The organism is Micromonospora sp. NPDC049048, from assembly GCF_043197615.1.
Classification (GTDB): Bacteria; Actinomycetota; Actinomycetes; order Mycobacteriales; family Micromonosporaceae; genus Micromonospora.
The window spans coordinates 147743-166347 of record NZ_JBICTM010000009.1; the positions used below are offsets into that span (position 1 = coordinate 147743).

Consider the following 18605-nt stretch of genomic DNA (forward strand, 5'->3'; position numbering starts at 1 on the left):
CGCCGGGGCCGGGAATGCGGGCCGGGCAGTCTCGCCGAGGGGAGGACGAGTGGCGTACCCGGACATGCCCTCCGCCGGCGGCGTGCGCCGCTACGCGGTGGCCGGCGCGCCACTGCTCTGCGACGCCCGGGAACACGGCCTGGTCGGCGACGGGGCGACCAACGACCAGCCGGCGCTCGCCGCGCTGGTGGACCGGCTCGGCGACGCGTGCGCCGCTGACGGCCGGGCCCGGATCATCTACTGCCCGCCCGGGGTCTACTCGATGCGGGACGCGGGCACCGTCTGGCGTACGGGGGTGTCGCTCGTCGGCGCCGGCCCGGGGGCGACCCGCTTCGTGCTCAGCAACGCCGGCAACCGGGCCGACCCGGCGCCGCTGGCGTTCTACACCACGCTCCAGCACGGCGCCGACCGGGACCGGCACCTGGCCGACTGCACCTTCGCCGACTTCGAGATCGACGGCTCGGGGGTGGCGTCGGCGGACTACAACCCGCTGGCCAAGGGGCTCGGCCTGCAGTACGTCGTCCGGGGGACCTTCCGCAACCTGTACATCCACCACACCGCCGCCACCGGCCTGGGCTGCGACTTCCTCCAGGACTGCCTGATCGACGGGGTGCTGGTGGCCGGCTGCGGACGGCTGGACAACGGCACCGAGATGGGCGGCGCCGGCATCGGCGTCGGCATCGGCGGCTGGGGCAGCGTCGAGCGGCTCAACATCGTCAACTGCAGTGCGGTGGCCAACGCGACCAACGGCATCTTCCTGGAGTTGCAGGCGGCGGAGCACCTGCGCCCACGGGGAGTGCGGATCATCGGCTGCCACGCCCAGGGCAACCGCTTCGGCATCTCCGACTGGGGCGCCAACGGCCTGATCGTCTCCGCCTGCACCATGACCGGCAACCTGGAGGCGGGCTTCCACGTCTCGGCGAAGGGCACCACGCACACCGCCGGGCGGGGCGGCATCCTCACCGACTGCGTGATCGACGGCAACCTGCGCGACGGGGTCAGCATCGGCAACACCCCGGGCCCGTACACGATCCGTGGCAACCGGATCAGCGGCAACGGCCGGTACGGCTACCACCAGCGCGACCTCGGCGGATCCGAGCAGGCCGTCGCCGAGGAGATCGTCATCGAGAGCAACGACTTCTACGGCAACAGCGCCGACGCCATCCGCATCGACCGCCCGGTCCGCGACGCCATCGTGGTCGGCAACCGGATCCGCAACAACGGGCGGCAGTGGGCGCCGGCGATGAGCGGGCACGGCGACTCGGTGCGGTACACCGAGAGGTCGGTGGTGGACCGGCGGGCGGCCTGGCCGAACGACGGCCACCGGGGCAAGGTGGTGCGCGTCGGCGAGCGGATCGCCGTGGTGGCGGCCAACGACGACAGCGAACTCACCCTCGCGCCGATCCGGCCGGACGCGTCGAGCGGGTGGAGCGGGGCCACCCCGGCGCCGGGCACCCGGTACGAGCTGCCGGCCGGGCCGCCGGTGCGGGCCGGCATCGCGATCAACGCTGCCGTCGACTCGGCCACCATCAGAGGAAACCGGATCTGGGACAACCGGGAGCCGAGCATGCAGGACCACGGGCTGTGGATCACCGAGCAGGGCAGCTGCGTGGACTGCCGGGTCGAGGACAACGACCTCGCCGGTAACGCGGACTCCGCCATCCGGATGGACACCCCGCCCGTCGGTGGCCGGTGGGAACGCAACCACGGCGACGACGACTGGACGTGAGGGCAGGCTCGTCGCGCTGGTGCCGTATCGGGTGTCGCCGTGCCGCGCGGGCCGGGACCGGGACGGGCGGGTGGCGGGGCGGACGATTCCGGACGGAACCGGAAGCCGGCGCGAGTGGCCCCATTGAGTGCAGCGCGGGAAACGCTTCCCATAATTGCTTTACCGATTCCGTCGAAATTGCGGGCCCGCCCCGCGCGGCACCGAGAGAATGTGGCTGAGGGACACCAATTAACGGGGGGACGCATCATGGAGTTTAGGCGGCGACTGACGGTGCTGGCCGTGACCATCGCGGCCGCGCCGGTGGCCCTGGGCGGGTGCACCGCCGACCGCAAGCCGGGTGCCCAGCCGGCCGAGGGGCGGGCAGTGGCGCCGGAGCTGACCGTGACGCCCACCGACCGCGCCGGCGAGGTGCCGATCACCGCCGAGGTGGGGACCGCGGTCAGGAACGGGAAGGTCACCGCCGTCCGGATCATCGACGACAAGGGTAAGCAGGTCGAGGCGGAGCCCAGGGAGGACGGTTCGGGCTGGGTGCCGAAGGCGCCCCTGAAGCCGCGGCGTACCTACACGGCGGAGGTGACCGCGACGGGTGACTCGGGGAAGACGACCACCCGCAAGACCACCTTCACGACGATGCCGAAATCGACCAAGCCGGCAATCACCAGCACGTTGTATTTCGCCGGTAATCGGACGTACGGCACCGCGATGCCAGTGACCGTGGCGTTCGACCCGCCCATTCCGAAAGAGGCCAGGAGTGAGGTGCAGCGCCGATTGTTCGTGAAGACCGATCCGCCGCAGCCGGGCGCGTGGTCGTGGGTGTCCGACGGCAGTCAGGCCTATTACCGGGCCCCCGATTTCTGGCGCCCGGGGACGAGCATCAGCGTCCGCGCCGGGCTGGAGGGCCTGCCGATCGGCAAGGACCTGGTCGGCGACTCCGACCGCACCGCCACCTCGAAGATCGGCCGGCAGGTGGCCCTGGAGATCGACAACGCGACCAAGCAGATGTCGGTGCTGCGCGACGGCAAGGTCGTACGGCGGATCCCGGTCAGCCTCGGCAAGCCGAGCACGCCGACCTCCAGCGGCAAGATGGTGATCATGGAGAAGCACGAGCAGACGACGTTCGACACCCGGGGTTCGGCCGACCCCTACGTGGTGGACGTCGAGGACGCCCAGCGGTTGACCTGGGGCGGGGAGTTCATCCACGGGGCGCCGTGGTCGGAGGGGGACCAGGGCAGCACGAACGTCTCGCACGGCTGCACCAACGTCTCCGCCGCCGCCGCGGACTGGCTCATGGGGGTGACCCAGGTCGGCGACCTGGTCACCGTCAAGGGCACCGAGGTGCCGTTGAACGAGGGCAACGGCTGGACGGCCTGGAACGTCAGCTGGGACGAGTTCGTCAAGGGCAGCGCGCTGCCCGTTCCGGCCGGGCTGAAGCCGTCACCGTCGCCCGCGCCGCACCCGGGCGCGGTGGCCGGGGGTTCCCCGGCGCCCGCACCGTCCGTGCGCGGCGGCTGATCCGACGGTACGCACACCTGGGGACCGGTCCGCCGCCACGCGGGCCGGTCCCCACGCGGAACCCGGTCGTCTGCGCCCGCCGACGCCGCAGCCCGTGGTGCGCGGTCGGGTCATCCCCGAGGAGGATCCGGGAGGGCCCGGGGGATGACCCTGGGCGTACCCGGATCTGGTCCCTCAGCAGGGCGGAAATGTCGGGGGCGGGGGATAGGTTCGTCGGTATGCGACAGCGCGACGACCGGCTCCACGTGGAGATCACCGTGGCCGACCACCAGGTGGAGGTGCGGGCCGTCGGCGAGGTCGACATCGCCACGGTCGCCGCCTTCCGCTCCGCGCTCTGGGCCGCCCCGGCCCGGCCCGTGCTCCGGCTCGACCTCTCCGGCGTCCGCCTGCTCTCCGCCGCCGGGGTGCGGGCGCTGGTCGCCGCGCACCTGCGCGTCCGCGCGCGGGGCGGCGAGCTGGTGCTGCTGCGACCCGACCCGGTGGTCGAGCGGGTGTTGCGCGCCACCGGCCTGCACCGGGTCATATCGATCGTCGACGCGTCTGCCGACCGGGAGCTGGTGCCCTGCTGACCCGCGCCGGCCTCAGCCCCGCGTCACCGTGACGGGGCCCACGGGCCGGTGCCCTGGCCAGCCGCAGCCGGCGCCCTGCACGGTCCGCCCGCAGCCACCGGCCTGCGGGCCGGGCGGGCCGGTGCCGTGGCCTGTATCGCGGCGTGGGCCGGTGCCGACGACGTCGCCCGTCGTCCGCACCGGCCCGTGGCCCGGCTGTTCACCGCCCCCTTCGGCCGTTCACCGCCGGTGCGGTGGTGTGCCGTCCGCTCAGCGCACGCCGAGCAGGTCGACGACGAAGACCAGGGTCTCGCCCGGCTTGATGACGCCACCGGCACCCCGGTTGCCGTAGCCCAGGTGCGGCGGGATGGTGAGGCGCCGCCGGCCGCCGACCCGCATGCCCACGACACCCTGGTCCCAACCGGCGATGACCTGTCCAGCGCCGAGCCCGAACTCGAACGTCTCGCCCCGGTTCCACGAGGAGTCGAACTCGCGGCCCGTGGAGTGCGCGACGCCCACGTAGTGGACGCTGACCAGCTGACCCGGCTGGGCCTCCGGCCCCTCACCCACGGTGATGTCGTCGATGACGAGGTCGGCGGGGGGCGCGCCCTCGATCGGACCCACCTCGGGCTTGCCTGGGCGGGCGCCTGCTGCCTTGTCCATTCGGGAATCTCCTACCGTTTCGGTCCTGATGTCCGTCACCCGAGATCCTGCCCGATGGCGTCCGGCCGGTGTGTGGCGGTCCCCGAAGGCAGAAGTACGGCCGGGCGGACACGCGGAAGCGGGCGCCACCGGTGGTGACGCCCGCCGAGGGGAGGTACCGCGCCCGGTCACCGCAGCCAGGGGAACCGCCGCACGATCGGGAGCTTCGCCCACACCTTGCCGAGGCCGAGGGTCGCGCCGGCGTTGACCAGTGCGAGACCGACCAGCAGCGCCGCGTTGAGCAGGTGCTCGTCCATGAAGGGGTTGTTCTCGGGGGGCAGGACGACCGTCCACATCATCACGTAGAGCACCGCGCCGGCGACCGCGGCGACCCGCATCCCGATGCCGAGCAGCAGCGCGATGCCGATCCCGGCCAGACCGGCCATGAAGAGCACGTCGGCCCAGGCCGCCCCGGCGATGCCGTGGTAGAAGTCCGCGAACGGACCCGCCGCGCCGAAGGTCAGGAAGCCCTTGGTGGGGCTGCCGCCGTTGATCCAGGCGTTCTTCGCCTCGGTGGCGAAGCCCAGACCGAAGACCTTGTCGAGGAACGCCCAGAGGAAGGTCCAGCCGAGGGCGATCCGGATGCCGGCGAAGACGTACCGGGCTGCGCGCTCCCTGGTGGTCTCCCCGACGTGCCCGGTCTCCGCCACGGGAGCGGCGGTCCTGGCGGTGGTGCGCTCGATCGTCGCGGTCATTGTCTCCACGTCCCTTCGTGTCCCTCTCACCGCGCTGTCCCGGTGGCAACTCCATTGGACGCCCACCGGCGATTGCCGGGCAGGGCCGACCGGGCCCCACCGGACCGGGACCTTGGACCCCTCCTGGCCCGGTCCGGCGACCCTGACCCGGCGGCCCGTCCCGGCCGTAGCGTCGCAGGTGCGACGACAGGGAGGCCGTGATGAGGACGTGGCAGGTGGACGACGTGATGACCCGCGAGGTCGCGACGGTGGGGGAGGAGACCCCCTACCGGGAGATCGTCGACTCGTTGGTCCGGCGCGGCATCAGCGGGGTACCCGTGGTGGACGCCTTCCGCCGGGTGCTGGGCGTGGTGTCCGAGTCGGACCTGTTGCACAAGGTCGAGCGGGCGGGCCGCCCGGACGAACGGCGGGTCTTCGAGGGGCGCCGGCGCCGTACCGCCCGGGAGAAGGCCGACGCGCTGGTGGCGCGTGACCTGATGACCGCGCCGCCGGTGACGGTCTTCTCCGGGACCACGATCACCGCCGCCGCCCGCCAGATGGACCGGGAGTCGGTCAAGCGGCTGCCGGTGCTCGACGACCTGGGGCGGCTCGTCGGCATCGTCACCCGCGGCGACCTGCTGCGGGTGCACCTGCGCAGCGACGCGGAGATCCGGGAGGACGTGGTGCAGGAGGTGCTGCGCCGGGTCCTCGCCGTGCGGGACGGCCTGGTCACCGTACGGGTGCGCGACGGCGAGGTGACACTCGACGGCCGGTTGGACCGGCGCAGCGCGGCCGAGTTGGCGTCCCGGCTGGCCGGGCAGGTCAGCGGCGTGGTCCGGGTGACGAGCACGCTCGCCTACGACGTCGACGACACCACCCTCGTCGACCTGGAAACGGCCCGGTTCACGCCGGTGGCCTGAGACGGGTGCGGGCCGGCCCGCCGGCGGCAGCGGACTTGTCCGGACCGTCGCCGGCCGGTGGGCGGCTCGCCTAGGCTCGGGACCGGACGCGCACGCGGGCCGCCGCCGGGCCGCAGCGGCGGCGACGAGGATGTGGGGGCGTCGGGTGTGGGGGCGGCCCTGGCGGCGTCGAGCGGCCCGGTCACCCGCGTCCGCGGACCCAGCTGGCGAGGCCGGGCCGCAGGCCGAGAGGTGCGCACCCCGCGCGGCCGGCCGTCGTCGGCCGCGGGGGTCGCCGTCGGGGATGCGGAGGACGCCGGATGGACGAGGCGACGTTCGCCGTACCTCTCTGGGCGTGGGCGGTGGTGGGCGCGGTCATCGCCGTCATGCTCGCCGTGGACCTGCTCTCGCACCGCGACAACCACGTGATCGAGCTACGCGAGGCGCTGCTGTGGAGCGGCATCTGGATCACCGCGGGGCTCACGTTCGGCCTGGTGATCTGGCTGTGGCGGGGCGGCGAGCCGGCCGTGGCGTACTTCTCCGGCTACCTGCTGGAGAAGGCGCTCTCCGTCGACAACGTCTTCGTCTTCGCGCTGCTGTTCGGGTACTTCCGGGTGCCCGCCGCGTACCAGCACAAGGTGCTCTTCTGGGGGGTCGTCGGTGCGCTCGCGTTCCGGCTGGCCTTCATCTTCGCCGGCGCCGAGCTGCTGGAGCGGCTGACCTGGGCCGGGGTCGTGCTCGGCGCCTTCCTGATCTGGACGGGGTGGCGACTGGCGGTACGCGGCGAGCCGGACGTCGACCCCGACCGCAACGTCGCGGTCCGGGCGTTCCGGCGGCTGGTGCCCACGGAGCCCCGCTTCCACGGCGGCCGGTTCACCGTCCGGGTCGACGGCCGGCGCCGGGCCACCCTGCTGCTGGTGGCGCTGGTCTCGATCGAGGCCACCGATGTGATCTTCGCGATCGACTCGGTGGCGGCGATCCTCGCCATCACCACCGACACGTTCATCGTCTGGACGGCGACCGCGTTCGCCGTGCTCGGCCTGCGCAGCCTCTACTTCTGCCTGGCCGGCCTGCTGCGGCACTTCGGCCACCTGCGGTACGGGCTGGCCGTGCTGCTGGCCTTCGCCGGGGTGAAGCTGATCCTGGCCGAGACGCCGGTCGGGAAGCTGCCGGTCTGGTTGACCCTCGTCGTGGTGGTGCTGACGCTGTCGGTCGCCATCGGCTGGAGCATGGTCGACGCCTCCCGGGAACGGCGTCGGCGCGTGGGCGGTTGACCGCGCGCGGGCGGGCGGGACCCGGGCGGTCAGCCCGGTCGTACGACGGGGTCGGCGAGTTGGGCGCGGAGCACGGCGGGCGCCTCGGCGAGGGACGGGCCGTACCAGGTCAGGTGCCGACCGGAGACCAGGGCACAGGGGATGCCGGGGAACGCCTCCGGCCCGTCGCCGGCGGTGAACCGGTAGGGCTCGTCGGGCAGCACCACCAGCTCCGGCGTGCGGGCGCGCAGCTCGTCGAGGCTCGGCCGGGGATAACGCTCGACGTCGTCGCCGTACGCGTTGCTCACGCCGAGCCGGCGCAGCACGTCGCCGGCGAAGGTGTCGGCGCCCAGCACCACCCACGGCCGCCGCCAGACCGGCACCACCGCCCGGCGGGGCGGCCGGGCGACAGGCAGGTCGGCCCACGCCCGGTGGGCCCGGACGAGCCACTCCGGTTCGGCCGGGGCACCCAGGTCGCCCAGCAGCGCCGCCAGCTCGGCCAGCGCCTCGTCGACGGTACGCGGATAGGTCACCCGCACCGCGACGCCGGCGGCGGCCAGCGCGTCGGCGTCCTCGCGGCGGTTCTCCTCGACGTTGAGCAGGACCAGGTCGGGGCGCAGCGCGAGCACCCGGTCGAGGTCCGGGTACTTGCTCCCGCCGACCCGCGCCACCTCCAGCCCGGCGGGGTGGGTGCACCAGTCGGTGGCGCCGACGAGCAGACCCGGCAGGGTCAGGGCGACGGCCTCGGTCAGCGACGGCACCAACGACACGACGCGCACCCGCGCACCTCCCCGGTCGGGTACGCCGAACACCGGCGTACCGGTCGATCATGCCCTGACCCGCGCGGGTCGGCGCGGTTCAGTCCGCGGCCGGCGCGCGGCGGGGCTGCTCGGCGGCGTGGCGCAGCCAGCGCTCGCGGGTCAGCGCGTACTCCACCTCGCCGTGCTCCGCGCCGTCGATCAGCTCCGGCCAGTCCCCGACGTACGCGCGCACGAGTCGCAGCCCGGACTTCTCCACGACCCGGCGCGACGCGGCGTTGACGGCCATGGTGTTCGCGGTGACCCGTCGCACGCCGAGTTCGGCGAAGCCCTTGTCGATCAGCGCCCGGCAGCCCTCCGTGGCGAGCCCGGCGCCCCAGGCGGCCCGGCGCAGCCGGTAGCCCAGCTCCACCTCCCGGGCGTCGCCGTCGCGGGTCGGGCGGAACTCGAACCAGCCCAGGAACTCGCCCGACCCCCGGTCCTGCGCCGCCCACCACCCCAGCCCCGGTGGTCGCCGGTAGTGGGCGAGGATGCGGGGCAGGACGCGCTCGCGGACCGCCTCGGGCGGGGTGGGCCGACCGCCGGTGAGGTACCGCATCACCTCGGGGTCGCTGTCGAGCCCGACGAGCAGGTCGGCGTCGTCGGGGGTGAACTCGCGCAGCACCAGTCGGGGGGTGCTCAGGAAGACGCTCACCCGCCCATCCCAGCGGCGCGGGCGCCGAGCCTCAACCGAATTGCGGCGTGCGGGCCGAGGGACACCACCGCCGCGCCGGTCATGATCGACCGCCTAGACTCGCCCCGGCCGACGCGTCGGCCGGGACCGGCGGCGGGACGGACGGATCAGGCGGATGACGAGCACCGGTGGTGGGGACGGCTCCTGGCTGCGCGCGGTCGTCGGGGAGGGCGGGCGCGGCCCGCTGCTCACCCGGGGCGACCAGCTCGTGCACGGCCCCCGCCGGCTCGGCGAGTTGGCGCAGGGACGTCCGCCGGGCGTCACCGGCAGCCAGTGGAGCACGGCCAGCCGGGAGGGCTACGACTTCGTCGTCTGTGCCGCCGACACGGCCCTGCCGGTCTTCGCCGTCGAGATCGGCCCTGTCGCGTCCCCCGGCTCCCCGGCGCAGCGGGTGGAGCGGTTGAAGAACGCGGTCGCCGAGGCCGTCGGCCTGGCGGTGCTGCGGATCGGGTCGCCGACGCTGCGGGCCGAGGCCCACGGGCGCCGGATCCTGGCGTACGTGATCGACGCGCGCGCGTACGCGGCCCTGGGCGCGGGGGAGCCGGACGACGCCGAGGCGCCCCCGGTCGGGTTCCGGGACATCCTCGGGCGGCTGCCCGACGGGCGGACCGGTCCCGTCAACGACCTCGGCGCCCTGGCCCGGGCCGCGGCCGTCGACGCGTACGTGGCGCGGCGGCTGGTCGACCCGATCGTGCGGGGCCTGCACGTGCGCTGGGCGGACGGGCCCGCCGAGGGCTGGAGCTGGGTGCAGGTACGCCCCGGCGCCTGCCTCGTGGAGCGGGTGACGGTGCACGAGCGGCGGGTCTCCGCCGGGGTGCATCCGGGGCGGCTGGCCGAGGACCTGGCGGCGGTGGCCGTCGGCGAGCGGATGCGCACGCTGGACGCGGCCGGGCCCGTGCTGACGCCCCACGACGAGTTGCTCGCCGAGATCCGGCTATTGGAGTCGCGGCGCGAGGAGATGACGGACGGTTTCGCCTTCGCCCACCTCTGCGCGGACTGACCCCACGCCCTCCTTGTTTCCTGGACGGCGTTGAACCTTCGCGCCGGGCGTCCCGTACTCCTGCGGGAACGGACAGGACCTCCCCGACCGCGCCCTGCGGGCGGGGCAGACGGTGCGGAAATGGCATCGTCGGTCATCGACGTGCCACCGGTCCGCCGCGACGGGTCCCCGTCGGGGTGCGCCCCGCAATTCCGTCGGTCCGCCGAGGTCCCGGATCAACTACCGGATCGCGAAGGAGAGCAATTCGATGCGCAGGTCCACACGGGCGCGCCGGTCATCCGGTAACGCGCGGAGCAAGCGGCTGCTGGCGGTCGTCGGCACGCTCGCCGTCTTCGGCGGGATCGTCGCCGTGACCCAGATCTCGTCGGCGGAGGACCGCCGTTCGGGTCCCACCCGGCCGGCCTCCGCCGCCTGCGTGCAGCCCAGCCCCGGCGCGACCGCGCCCGGTGGCCGGGGCATCAGCCGGACCTGGCAGGACGGCCGGTGGGTGCGCAACCACTGGGGGGACGGGCAGCAGACGGTGGCCGAGTGCGAGCAGACGCGCGGCGGCGACAACGGCGGCTCGGCCGTGGCCTGCCCGGACGTGGCCGACCAGCTCCCGCAGGTGCCCGATCGCGCCCGCGCGGAGGTCGACCGGAACCTGAACCTGCTGGTGACCCAGATCGCCGAGGCGGACCGGCGGCTCGCCGCCGAGGGCCGCCGGGGGGAGGAGTTCGTCCGCACCGCGATCCTGCAGCCGCTGGCCGCCAAGCGCCGGGCGACGCTCGAGCGGATCACCGTCGCGATCGACCGGGTGGGGCCCCGGCCGCAGGGCCTGGCCCGGCTCGCCGAATGCCAGGTCCAGCCCACCGGCGACAACGGTGGCGGGAACAACGGCGGTGGGAACAACGGCGGTGGGAACAACGGCGGTGGGAACAACGGCGGCGGGAACGGTGGGCCCGGCGCCGGGCTGGGGGTGATCGCGAACGACTGCGACGACAGCCGGTTGCAGCCGCACGACGGTTTCCAGAACGGCAACCGGTGCGTCAGCACCGCGTTCGGTGAGGTTGGCGCCGCCGCGAACAATCCGTCGCTGCTGATCACCGAATTTCCCGACCGCGTGGGTGCGAACCAGCCGTTCACCCTGCGGGTCTCCACCCGCAACCTGGTCCGGGACCGTTTCCTCGCCGCCGGGCAGGGCGGGTACTACGTGGAGAGTTCCCTGCTCAACGGGCAAGGGCTGGTGCGGGGCCATTTCCACACCGCCTGCCGGATGCTGGACAGCCTCCGGCAGCCCCCGGAGCCGCAGGAGGTGCCGGCGTTCTTCGTCGCCACCGAGGACAGCCGTGGTGGCGCCGAGCCCGACGACGTGACCATCCAGATTCCCGGGCTGCCCGGATCCGGCACCGCCCAGTGCGCGGTCTGGGCCGGCGACGGCTCGCACCGGGTACCGATGATGGAGCGGGCCAACCAGACGCCGGCCTTCGACGTGGTGCGTATCCAGGTCGGCTGAGGACGCCTCGCCGACGTGGGGCGGGCTTACCTCAGCCCGACGCCTGACCGGGGCCGTACGGGGGCGGGTGCCCCGTACGGCCCCGTCGGTGCGCCCACGGCAGCGCCCGCGCGACGGGCAGCACTGGCGGCGGCAGGCAGGGCGGCGATCCGCCGGGGAAGGGCCTCGCTGTCGGGCCGTCCCGAGATCCGTGGAGATAATGCTCGGCAAAGCCGTCATTGCGTTCGGGAAGCACGGCGAGTGCGGCCCGCGTCGATGCGACAGTGGCGATGATCACGGCCGTGTGGTCGACCGGCGTGTCGTTCTCGGTCACCAAGGCGGGCACGGCGACTCGCCGAGGCTGACGCGGGCAATGGGGCGGGCTGGGAATGGACCAGCGACCGGGCGTCGGGTCGTGCGAATGGACCGCCGTGGGAAAAGACCGGCGGGGCCGCGCTGATTCCTCAGCGTGACCCCGCAGCAGCCCGAGCGTGAGCCCGGTGCGGTCAGCGGTTCTTGTACGCCTCGACGACCTCGACCGGGATGCGGCCACGCTCGGAAATCTTGTAGCCGTTCTTGGTGGCCCATTCCCGGATGGCCCGGTTCTGCTCCCGGTCCATTCCCGAGCCGCCCGACGCGCCCGCCCGCCGGGCCGGCCGCCCGGTCTCGGCGGAGCCGCGACCGATTCGCCGGCCAGCGTTGATGTACGGGTCGAGAGTCTTGCGCAGCACGCCCGCGTTCTCGTCGGAGACGTCGATGGTGTAGGCCACGCCGTCCAGACTGAACTCGACGGTCCGGTCGGCCTTTCCACCGTCGAGGTCGTCGGTCAGGACCGTGATTACTTTTCTTGCCATCGTCAATTACTCCCTGTGTGGGGCGGGGTGTGGTCAAAGTTTGACGTATCCGACGGTGAATCCGCAACAAAGCGCGTCGTCTTCATTTCGGCGCGTCGCGTTATCGCGGGAAAACGGCGTGACGCAAAGCCGGGGTTCAGTCGCTGAGCAGGCCGGCATGGCCCGCGAGCGCCGCGGCCTCGGCCCGGCTGGAGACGCGCAACTTCCGCAGTAGTGCGGCCGTCATACGCTTCACGGTGCGTTCCGAGACATGCATCCGTTCGGCGATCTCGACAGTGCTGCAACCTGCCGCGACAGCCCGGAGCAAGGCGCGTTCCTCGTCGTCGAGGTCGACCGGGGCCGCCCGTCCGGGACGCAGCAGCGCGCGCAGCAGGTGTCCCGGCAGCACCGCCCAGCCGTCGAGGACGGCCAGCAGTGGGGGCAGCAACTCCTCCGGTTCGGCGGTCTTCGGCAGGAACCCCTCGGCGCCGGCGCGCAGCGCCTCCAGGGCGGGAGCCACGTCCTCCCCGCCCGACATGGCCACCACCCGCACCCGAGGGGTGGTGCGCCGGATCGCCGCCACCGCGCGGATCCCGCCCGGCGGGGGCATGTGCAGATCGACCAGCGCCAGGTCGGGCAGGCAACGGCCGACCAGCGAGGCGGCGGCCGAGGCGTCGCCGGTGGAGCCCACCACCGCCGCCCGCCCGTCGGTCGTCGCCGGCAGCAGCAACTCCAGCCCGCGGACGAAGAGCGGGTGGTCGTCCACGACGGCCAGCCGGACGACGGGGGCAGCGGGCATGCCTGGTCCGTTCCCGAGCGGGTACCGATCATGCGGCCTAACGAGGGAGGTCGGGCGGATGCGCGGACGGCACGGGTGGCCAGGACCGCTGCGGGTGCTCCGGTGGGCGGGGCCCGAACCCGGTCCCGCCGATCCGGCGGCCCTGGACACCGACCCGCACCTGCTGCTCCGCGTGCTCTGCCACGAGTTCCGCACCCCGGTCAGCGCGCTCACCTCGCTCACCCGGGCGCTGGCGGACGACCGGGTCGCGCTCACCGGCGACGACCGGCGCGCCATCACGGCGCTGGCCCACGAGCAGGCCGTACACCTGCAGGGGCTGCTGCGGGACGCGGCCGCCGGCACCGGGGCCCTCGCGCCGGCGGCGGACCCGGCGGCGCCGCTGGCGGAGATCCTGCGCGGCGCGTTGGCCCTGGTGCCCCGGCACCGGCGGCTGACCGGCGTGACCCGGCCGGCCGGCGACTGCCCGGTGCCGCGGCGGCGCACCCGGCAGGTGGTGACGAACCTGGTGGAGAACGCGCTGCGGCACGGCCCGGCCGAGGGGCGGATCGGCATCCACGCCGCGCTCGGCCGCCGCGGGCTCAGCATCGTCGTCACCGACGAGGGGCGGGTGGACCCGCCCCTCGTCGAGGCGCTGCGCCGGCCCGCCCCCGGTACCGGTGCGTCCGGGCTCGGGCTGTGGATCGTCCGGCGGCTGCTCGCCGCCGACGGCGGACGGCTGCGCCTGCACCGGCTACGACCGCGCGGGGTGGCCATCGAGGTCGTGCTGCCCGTGCCGGCGGGCGCAGGTTGACCCCGCCGGGCCACCGGTTGACCCGACAGGGCCGCCGTTCGCGGGAACCGCCTCGGTGACAGCCCGCCGGGCACCGAGGAGGACACGTGTTCAGTCACATCAAGGACCTGCAGTTCGAGGCCAAGCCGGACGGCCCCGACGCGGCGTTCGCCCGCCGGCTCCAGGAGATCCTGGGCGGCAAGTGGGGCGAGATGACGGTCGCCAACCAGTACCTCTACCAGGGCTGGAACTGCCGCCTGCCGGGCAAGTACAAGGACCTCTTCCTCGACGTCGGCACCGAGGAGATGGGCCACGTCGAGATGATCGCCACGATGATCACGCGCCTGCTGGAGAACGCCCCGCTGTCGTTGCAGGAGGCCGCCGACGACAACCCGATGGTCGGGGCGATCTACGGCGGGTCGAACCCGGCGCACTTCATCCACGGCGGCGGCGGAGCGCTCCCGGTGGACAGCGCCGGCGTGCCCTGGAACGGCAACTTCATCACCGCCAGCGGCAACCTGATGGCCGACTTCCAGCTCAACGTCACCGCCGAGGCGCAGGGCCGGCTCCAGGTGGCCCGGTTGTTCAACATGACCGACGATCCCGGGGTCAAGAACATGCTGCGCTTCCTGCTGGCCCGCGACACCATGCACCAGAACATGTGGATGGCGGCCATCGAGCAGCTCAAGGAGGACGGCCTCGAGGAGATGCCGGTGCCGGACGCGTTCCCCGACTCCAGGGAGTTCACCGAGAAGTTCAGCTACACGTACCTCGACTTCTCGCCGGGCACCGACGCGTCGGAGGGGCGCTGGGCGTCCGGGCCGGCGCCCGACGGCAAGGGCGAGTTCCGCTACGACCACAGCCCGCGTGCGCACGCGCCCGAGCCGGTCCTGCCGCCCGGCGACCCGAGGCTCTACGGGACGAATCCGGGCCTCGCCAAGGGCGCCGTCAACAAGGTCAAGAACAAGCTCACCTGACGCCGCCGTGCCGGGGGCGTCCGCGAGCGGCGGGCGGCCCCGGCGACGCCGTACCCGACCGGAGGTGTGCCGTGACCGAACTCGTGCTCCGCCCGCTCGCGGACGCGTTCATGCAGGTGGGTGTCTACGTCGCCGTCATGGTGGCGCTCTTCGGCTGGCTGCGCTGGCGCTACGGCGACCGGGTCACCGACGGGCTCACCAACCGGCCGCGGCTCGGTCCGCTGGTCGGCGCCCTGCTGGGCGTCAGCCCCGGCTGCGGCGGGGCGATCATCCTGATGCCGCTCTACGCGCGGGGAAAGGTCTCCTTCGGCACCGTGGTCGCCGCCCTGGCGGCCACCATGGGGGACTCGTCGTGGGTGGTGCTCGCCTGGAACCCGGTGTTCGCCCTGAAGATCCACGCGCTGCTCTTCGCGGTCGGCCTGGTGACCGGGTACGTCGTCGACGCGCTCGGCATCGACCCGGCCCGCGCCGTCGACCGCCGGGTCGCCGCCCCGCCCGCCCCGGTGGGCCTGGCCGCCGCGGGTGGGCCCGACCTCGCCGGGGCGCGGCGGCTGCTCGGCGGCCTGCTGCCGCGCGTGCCGGCGTCCACGGCGTTCTGGGGGCTGACCACGCCGGCGTTCGCGGTCTCGGTGCCGGTGGTGTTCCAGCTGGTCGATCCGGGCGCGCTGACCCGGTCCTTCGGGGGCGTCGACCCGTACCTGGCGCTGGGGGTGCTCGGCTCGCTCACCGCGGCGCTGATCTTCGCCGGCGGGCGGGGGAAGCTGGCCGACGACAGCCTGGAGACCGCGCAGCCCCGCTCGCTGCGGGAGACGTTGCGGCACAGCGCGCACGAGGCGTCCTTCGTCACCGTCTGGGTGGCTGTGGCGTACCTGGGCTGGCAGGTGGTGACGACCATGACCGGATTCGACGGCTCTCAGCTCGCTCTGACCGGGATCGTCGGCGTGCTGGTCGGCGCCGGCATCGGCCTCATCCCTGGGTGCGCGGTGCAGATCGTCTTCACCGGCCTGTACGTCACCGGCGGCCTGCCGCTGCCCACCCTGGTCGCCAACGCGATCAGCCAGGACGGTGACGCCCTGATCCCGCTCGCCGCGCTGCGCCGGCACTCGGCGGCGCTGGCCACCGTCGTCACCACCGTTCCGGCGGCGGCCGTCGGCGCCGCCCTGCTCGTCCTGCTCTGACCACGGAAGGCAGATCCCGATGTCCGTCGCTGTTCCGATCGTCCGCACCCGTCGCAACCTCCTCGCCTTCGCCGTGCTGACCGGGGTCGCCGCGGTGGCCGGCCTGCCGGGCTGGACCGTCGCCGCGCTGGCGCTGACCTGCCTGGCGATCCCGCTCGCGGTGGCGCTCGGCGGGGGCGCCGGCCCGCTGCGGGAGCTGCTGCGCCCCGGGCGCGTGTCGCGGGGAGCCAGTGGTCTGGGTCACAGTCCGGAACAAGGGGAACGATTTGTTACTTGAGTTGGACACGCTCAACTCAACGCGATAGCAGGTGTTCGATGGCAACTCTTCCGGTACTTCCCCTGACCGACGCCGTGCTGCTGCCCGGCATGGTGATCCCGGTGACCCTCGACCCGACGACCCAGGCCGCCGTCGACGCGGCCCGCGCCACCGGCGAGGGCACGCTGCTCGCCGTGCCCCGCCTCGACGGCGAGTACGGCCCGGTCGGCGCGATCGCCACCATCGAGAAGGTCGGCCGGCTGCCCAGCGGCGAACCGGCCGCCGTCGTCCGCGGCCTGTCCCGCGCCCGGATCGGCTCCGGCGTGCCCGGACCCGGCGCCGCCCTCTGGGTCGAGGCGACCGAACTCGACGAACCCGCCCCCGCCGGGCGCGCCCGCGAGCTGGCCCGCGAGTACCGGGCCCTCATGACGTCCGTGCTCCAGCAGCGCGGCGCCTGGCAGGTCATCGACGCGATCGAGCGGATGACCGACCTCTCCGAGCTGGCCGACTCGGCCGGCTACGTCTCCTGGCTCAGCCTCGCCCAGAAGACCGAACTGCTCGCCGCCGAGGACGTCACCGCCCGGCTGGAGCTGCTCGTCGGCTGGGTGAAGGACCACCTGGCCGAGCAGGAGGTCGCCGAGCAGATCAGCACCGACGTCCGCGAGGGGCTGGAGAAGTCCCAGCGGGAGTTCCTGCTGCGCCAGCAGCTCTCCGCCATCCGCAAGGAACTCGGCGAGGACGAGCCGGACGGCTCCGCCGACTACCGGGCCCGGGTGGAGGCCGCCGACCTGCCCGAGAAGGTACGCGAGGCGGCGCTGCGCGAGGTCGGCAAGCTGGAGCGGGCCAGCGACGCCTCCCCGGAGGCGGGGTGGATCCGCACCTGGCTCGACACCGTGCTGGAGATGCCGTGGGGCACCCGTACGCAGGACGACACCGACCTGGCCGCGGCCCGCGCCGTGCTCGACGCCGACCACGCCGGCCTGGCCGACGTCAAGGACCGCATCCTGGAGTACCTCGCCGTGCGCAACCGGCGTGCCGAGCGCAACCTCGGCGTCGTCGGCGGGCGCGGCTCCGGCGCGGTGCTCGCCCTCGCGGGCCCGCCCGGCGTCGGCAAGACCAGCCTCGGCGAGTCGATCGCCCGTGCGCTCGGCCGCAACTTCGTCCGGGTCTCCCTCGGCGGCGTACGCGACGAGGCCGAGATCCGCGGCCACCGGCGCACCTACGTCGGCGCGCTGCCCGGCCGGATCGTGCGTGCCCTGCGCGAGGCCGGCTCGATGAACCCGGTCGTGCTCCTCGACGAGGTCGACAAGCTGGCCGCCGGCTACTCCGGCGATCCGGCCGCGGCCCTGCTGGAGGTGCTCGACCCGGCGCAGAACCACACCTTCCGCGACCACTACCTCGAGGTCGACCTCGACCTGTCCGACGTGCTCTTCCTGGCCACCGCCAACGTGGTGGAGGCCATCCCCGGCCCGCTGCTGGACCGGATGGAGCTGGTCACCCTCGACGGCTACACCGAGGACGAGAAGGTCGCCATCGCCCGCGACCACCTGCTGCCCCGGCAGCGGGAGCGGGCCGGGCTCACCGCCGACGAGGTGACCGTGGCCGACGACGCCCTCGCCCGGATCGCCGGGGAGCACACCCGGGAGGCCGGCGTACGGCAGCTCGAACGGGCGCTCGCGAAGATCCTGCGCAAGGTCGCGGTGGCCCTGGCCACCGACCCGGCGCCGGTCCGCGTCGACACCGGCAACCTCGCCACCTACCTCGGGCGGCCGAAGTTCACCCCCGAGTCGGCGGAGCGGACGGCCGTGCCCGGCGTGGCCACCGGGCTGGCGGTCACCGGCGCCGGCGGCGACGTGCTCTTCATCGAGGCCACCAGCATGGAGGGCGAGCCGGGGCTGACCCTGACCGGTCAGCTCGGCGACGTGATGAAGGAGTCGGCGCACATCGCGCTGTCGTACCTGCGCTCCAACGGGCGGCGGCTCGGACTCGACCCGAACGCCCTCGCCGGGCGGCGGATCCACCTGCACGTGCCGGCGGGCGCGGTGCCCAAGGACGGCCCCAGCGCGGGCATCACCATGGTGACCGCGCTGGCGTCGCTGGCCAGCGGCCGGCCCGTGCGGCCCGAGTTCGGGATGACCGGCGAGGTGACCCTCTCGGGCCGGGTGCTGCCCATCGGCGGGGTGAAGCAGAAGCTGCTCGCCGCCCACCGGGCCGGCCTGACCGAGGTGATCATCCCGGCCCGCAACGAGCCGGACCTGGACGACCTGCCCGCCGAGGTCCGGGAGGCACTGACCGTGCACACCCTGGCCGACGTCGCCGACGTGCTCGCCCTGGCGCTGCGCCCGGCCGACGCCGACACCCGCCCCGACCCGGCGCTGACCGCCGCCTGAGCGGTGCGGAAGGGTCCCCTGCTGCCCGGCAGCAGGGGACCCTTCCCGCAGGAGGCCCGACCGCGTCGCCCGGCCCCGGTCACGCCCGGCGTCGGGTGGCGGGCAGGGGCCCCTGCGCTGCCGG

General features: G+C 73.9%; 18 protein-coding genes. 12 read left to right on the top strand and 6 right to left on the bottom strand.

What is annotated here, in order from left to right; all coding sequences use genetic code 11:
- The first annotated feature begins 64 nt into the window (after positions 1–64).
- From ACGFIG_RS25910 to ACGFIG_RS25920, 3 genes are all read left to right on the top strand, one after another.
- Positions 65–1729, top strand: coding sequence for a right-handed parallel beta-helix repeat-containing protein (locus ACGFIG_RS25910; protein ID WP_393007405.1), 1665 nt, complete (start codon positions 65–67; stop codon positions 1727–1729).
- Between the two features lie 246 nt (positions 1730–1975).
- Positions 1976–3241: an Ig-like domain-containing protein gene (locus ACGFIG_RS25915; RefSeq protein ID WP_393007085.1), complete on the top strand. Its 1266-nt coding sequence runs from the start codon at positions 1976–1978 to the stop codon at positions 3239–3241.
- A 218-nt stretch (positions 3242–3459) separates the two neighbouring features.
- A complete protein-coding gene (locus ACGFIG_RS25920) occupies positions 3460–3810 on the top strand; it encodes an STAS domain-containing protein (protein ID WP_393007087.1) in 351 nt (116 codons plus the stop codon).
- A 249-nt stretch (positions 3811–4059) separates the two neighbouring features.
- Here ACGFIG_RS25920 and ACGFIG_RS25925 read toward each other — a convergent pair whose 3' ends face one another.
- Complete coding sequence (locus tag ACGFIG_RS25925) at positions 4060–4452, bottom strand: FKBP-type peptidyl-prolyl cis-trans isomerase (protein ID WP_393007089.1); 393 nt, start codon at positions 4450–4452, stop codon at positions 4060–4062.
- A 167-nt stretch (positions 4453–4619) separates the two neighbouring features.
- On the bottom strand, positions 4620–5195 hold the full coding sequence (locus ACGFIG_RS25930; protein ID WP_393007091.1) for a hypothetical protein: 576 nt from the start codon (positions 5193–5195) through the stop codon (positions 4620–4622).
- 191 nt (positions 5196–5386) lie between these two features.
- Here ACGFIG_RS25930 and ACGFIG_RS25935 point away from each other — a divergent pair, with 191 nt between their 5' ends.
- Together ACGFIG_RS25935 and ACGFIG_RS25940 are read left to right on the top strand one after the other, a co-directional pair.
- Positions 5387–6085: a CBS domain-containing protein gene (locus ACGFIG_RS25935; protein WP_393007093.1), complete on the top strand. Its 699-nt coding sequence runs from the start codon at positions 5387–5389 to the stop codon at positions 6083–6085.
- Positions 6086–6384: 299 nt separating this feature from the next.
- Positions 6385–7338, top strand: coding sequence for a TerC family protein (locus ACGFIG_RS25940; protein WP_393007095.1), 954 nt, complete (start codon positions 6385–6387; stop codon positions 7336–7338).
- A 29-nt stretch (positions 7339–7367) separates the two neighbouring features.
- Here ACGFIG_RS25940 and ACGFIG_RS25945 read toward each other — a convergent pair whose 3' ends face one another.
- Both ACGFIG_RS25945 and ACGFIG_RS25950 read right to left on the bottom strand, forming a co-directional pair.
- Positions 7368–8096, bottom strand: coding sequence for a helical backbone metal receptor (locus ACGFIG_RS25945; protein WP_393007097.1), 729 nt, complete (start codon positions 8094–8096; stop codon positions 7368–7370).
- 79 nt (positions 8097–8175) lie between these two features.
- Positions 8176–8769, bottom strand: coding sequence for a GNAT family N-acetyltransferase (locus tag ACGFIG_RS25950; protein WP_393007099.1), 594 nt, complete (start codon positions 8767–8769; stop codon positions 8176–8178).
- A 154-nt stretch (positions 8770–8923) separates the two neighbouring features.
- On the opposite strand from ACGFIG_RS25950, the gene ACGFIG_RS25955 reads away from it, so the two are divergent.
- Both ACGFIG_RS25955 and ACGFIG_RS25960 read left to right on the top strand, forming a co-directional pair.
- Complete coding sequence (locus ACGFIG_RS25955; RefSeq protein WP_393007101.1) at positions 8924–9808, top strand: hypothetical protein; 885 nt, start codon at positions 8924–8926, stop codon at positions 9806–9808.
- Positions 9809–10055: 247 nt separating this feature from the next.
- Positions 10056–11300: a hypothetical protein gene (locus tag ACGFIG_RS25960; RefSeq protein WP_393007103.1), complete on the top strand. Its 1245-nt coding sequence runs from the start codon at positions 10056–10058 to the stop codon at positions 11298–11300.
- Between the two features lie 485 nt (positions 11301–11785).
- Here ACGFIG_RS25960 and ACGFIG_RS25965 read toward each other — a convergent pair whose 3' ends face one another.
- Both ACGFIG_RS25965 and ACGFIG_RS25970 read right to left on the bottom strand, forming a co-directional pair.
- The gene (locus ACGFIG_RS25965) at positions 11786–12133 is read right to left on the bottom strand and encodes an Lsr2 family protein (protein WP_393007105.1); all 348 of its coding nucleotides are present in this window, start codon (positions 12131–12133) and stop codon (positions 11786–11788) included.
- 136 nt (positions 12134–12269) lie between these two features.
- Complete coding sequence (locus ACGFIG_RS25970; protein ID WP_393007107.1) at positions 12270–12911, bottom strand: response regulator; 642 nt, start codon at positions 12909–12911, stop codon at positions 12270–12272.
- Positions 12912–12969: 58 nt separating this feature from the next.
- Between ACGFIG_RS25970 and ACGFIG_RS25975 the strand changes: the two genes are divergently transcribed.
- The 5 genes from ACGFIG_RS25975 to lon all read left to right on the top strand — a co-directional run bounded on the left by ACGFIG_RS25975 (position 12970) and on the right by lon (position 18481).
- Positions 12970–13701, top strand: coding sequence for a sensor histidine kinase (locus tag ACGFIG_RS25975; protein WP_393007110.1), 732 nt, complete (start codon positions 12970–12972; stop codon positions 13699–13701).
- An 86-nt stretch (positions 13702–13787) separates the two neighbouring features.
- Positions 13788–14657, top strand: coding sequence for a manganese catalase family protein (locus tag ACGFIG_RS25980; RefSeq protein WP_393007112.1), 870 nt, complete (start codon positions 13788–13790; stop codon positions 14655–14657).
- Positions 14658–14728: 71 nt separating this feature from the next.
- Positions 14729–15835, top strand: coding sequence for a putative manganese transporter (locus tag ACGFIG_RS25985; RefSeq protein ID WP_393007114.1), 1107 nt, complete (start codon positions 14729–14731; stop codon positions 15833–15835).
- A gap of 19 nt (positions 15836–15854) precedes the next feature.
- Positions 15855–16112, top strand: a complete 258-nt coding sequence (locus ACGFIG_RS25990) for a hypothetical protein (protein ID WP_393007116.1) — start codon at positions 15855–15857, stop codon at positions 16110–16112.
- A gap of 38 nt (positions 16113–16150) precedes the next feature.
- Positions 16151–18481, top strand: a complete 2331-nt coding sequence (gene lon / locus ACGFIG_RS25995) for an endopeptidase La (RefSeq protein WP_393007118.1) — start codon at positions 16151–16153, stop codon at positions 18479–18481.
- The last annotated feature ends 124 nt before the right edge of the window (positions 18482–18605 follow it).

Coding starts and splice junctions, on each gene's coding strand:
- ACGFIG_RS25910 (WP_393007405.1), top strand. CDS start 65: ATGCCCTCCGCCGGCGGCGTGCGCCGCTACGCGGTGGCCGGCGCGCCA.
- ACGFIG_RS25915 (WP_393007085.1), top strand. CDS start 1,976: ATGGAGTTTAGGCGGCGACTGACGGTGCTGGCCGTGACCATCGCGGCC.
- ACGFIG_RS25920 (WP_393007087.1), top strand. CDS start 3,460: ATGCGACAGCGCGACGACCGGCTCCACGTGGAGATCACCGTGGCCGAC.
- ACGFIG_RS25925 (WP_393007089.1), bottom strand. CDS start 4,452: ATGGACAAGGCAGCAGGCGCCCGCCCAGGCAAGCCCGAGGTGGGTCCG.
- ACGFIG_RS25935 (WP_393007093.1), top strand. CDS start 5,387: ATGAGGACGTGGCAGGTGGACGACGTGATGACCCGCGAGGTCGCGACG.
- ACGFIG_RS25940 (WP_393007095.1), top strand. CDS start 6,385: ATGGACGAGGCGACGTTCGCCGTACCTCTCTGGGCGTGGGCGGTGGTG.
- ACGFIG_RS25955 (WP_393007101.1), top strand. CDS start 8,924: ATGACGAGCACCGGTGGTGGGGACGGCTCCTGGCTGCGCGCGGTCGTC.
- ACGFIG_RS25960 (WP_393007103.1), top strand. CDS start 10,056: ATGCGCAGGTCCACACGGGCGCGCCGGTCATCCGGTAACGCGCGGAGC.
- ACGFIG_RS25965 (WP_393007105.1), bottom strand. CDS start 12,133: ATGGCAAGAAAAGTAATCACGGTCCTGACCGACGACCTCGACGGTGGA.
- ACGFIG_RS25970 (WP_393007107.1), bottom strand. CDS start 12,911: ATGCCCGCTGCCCCCGTCGTCCGGCTGGCCGTCGTGGACGACCACCCG.
- ACGFIG_RS25975 (WP_393007110.1), top strand. CDS start 12,970: ATGCGCGGACGGCACGGGTGGCCAGGACCGCTGCGGGTGCTCCGGTGG.
- ACGFIG_RS25990 (WP_393007116.1), top strand. CDS start 15,855: ATGTCCGTCGCTGTTCCGATCGTCCGCACCCGTCGCAACCTCCTCGCC.
- lon (WP_393007118.1), top strand. CDS start 16,151: ATGGCAACTCTTCCGGTACTTCCCCTGACCGACGCCGTGCTGCTGCCC.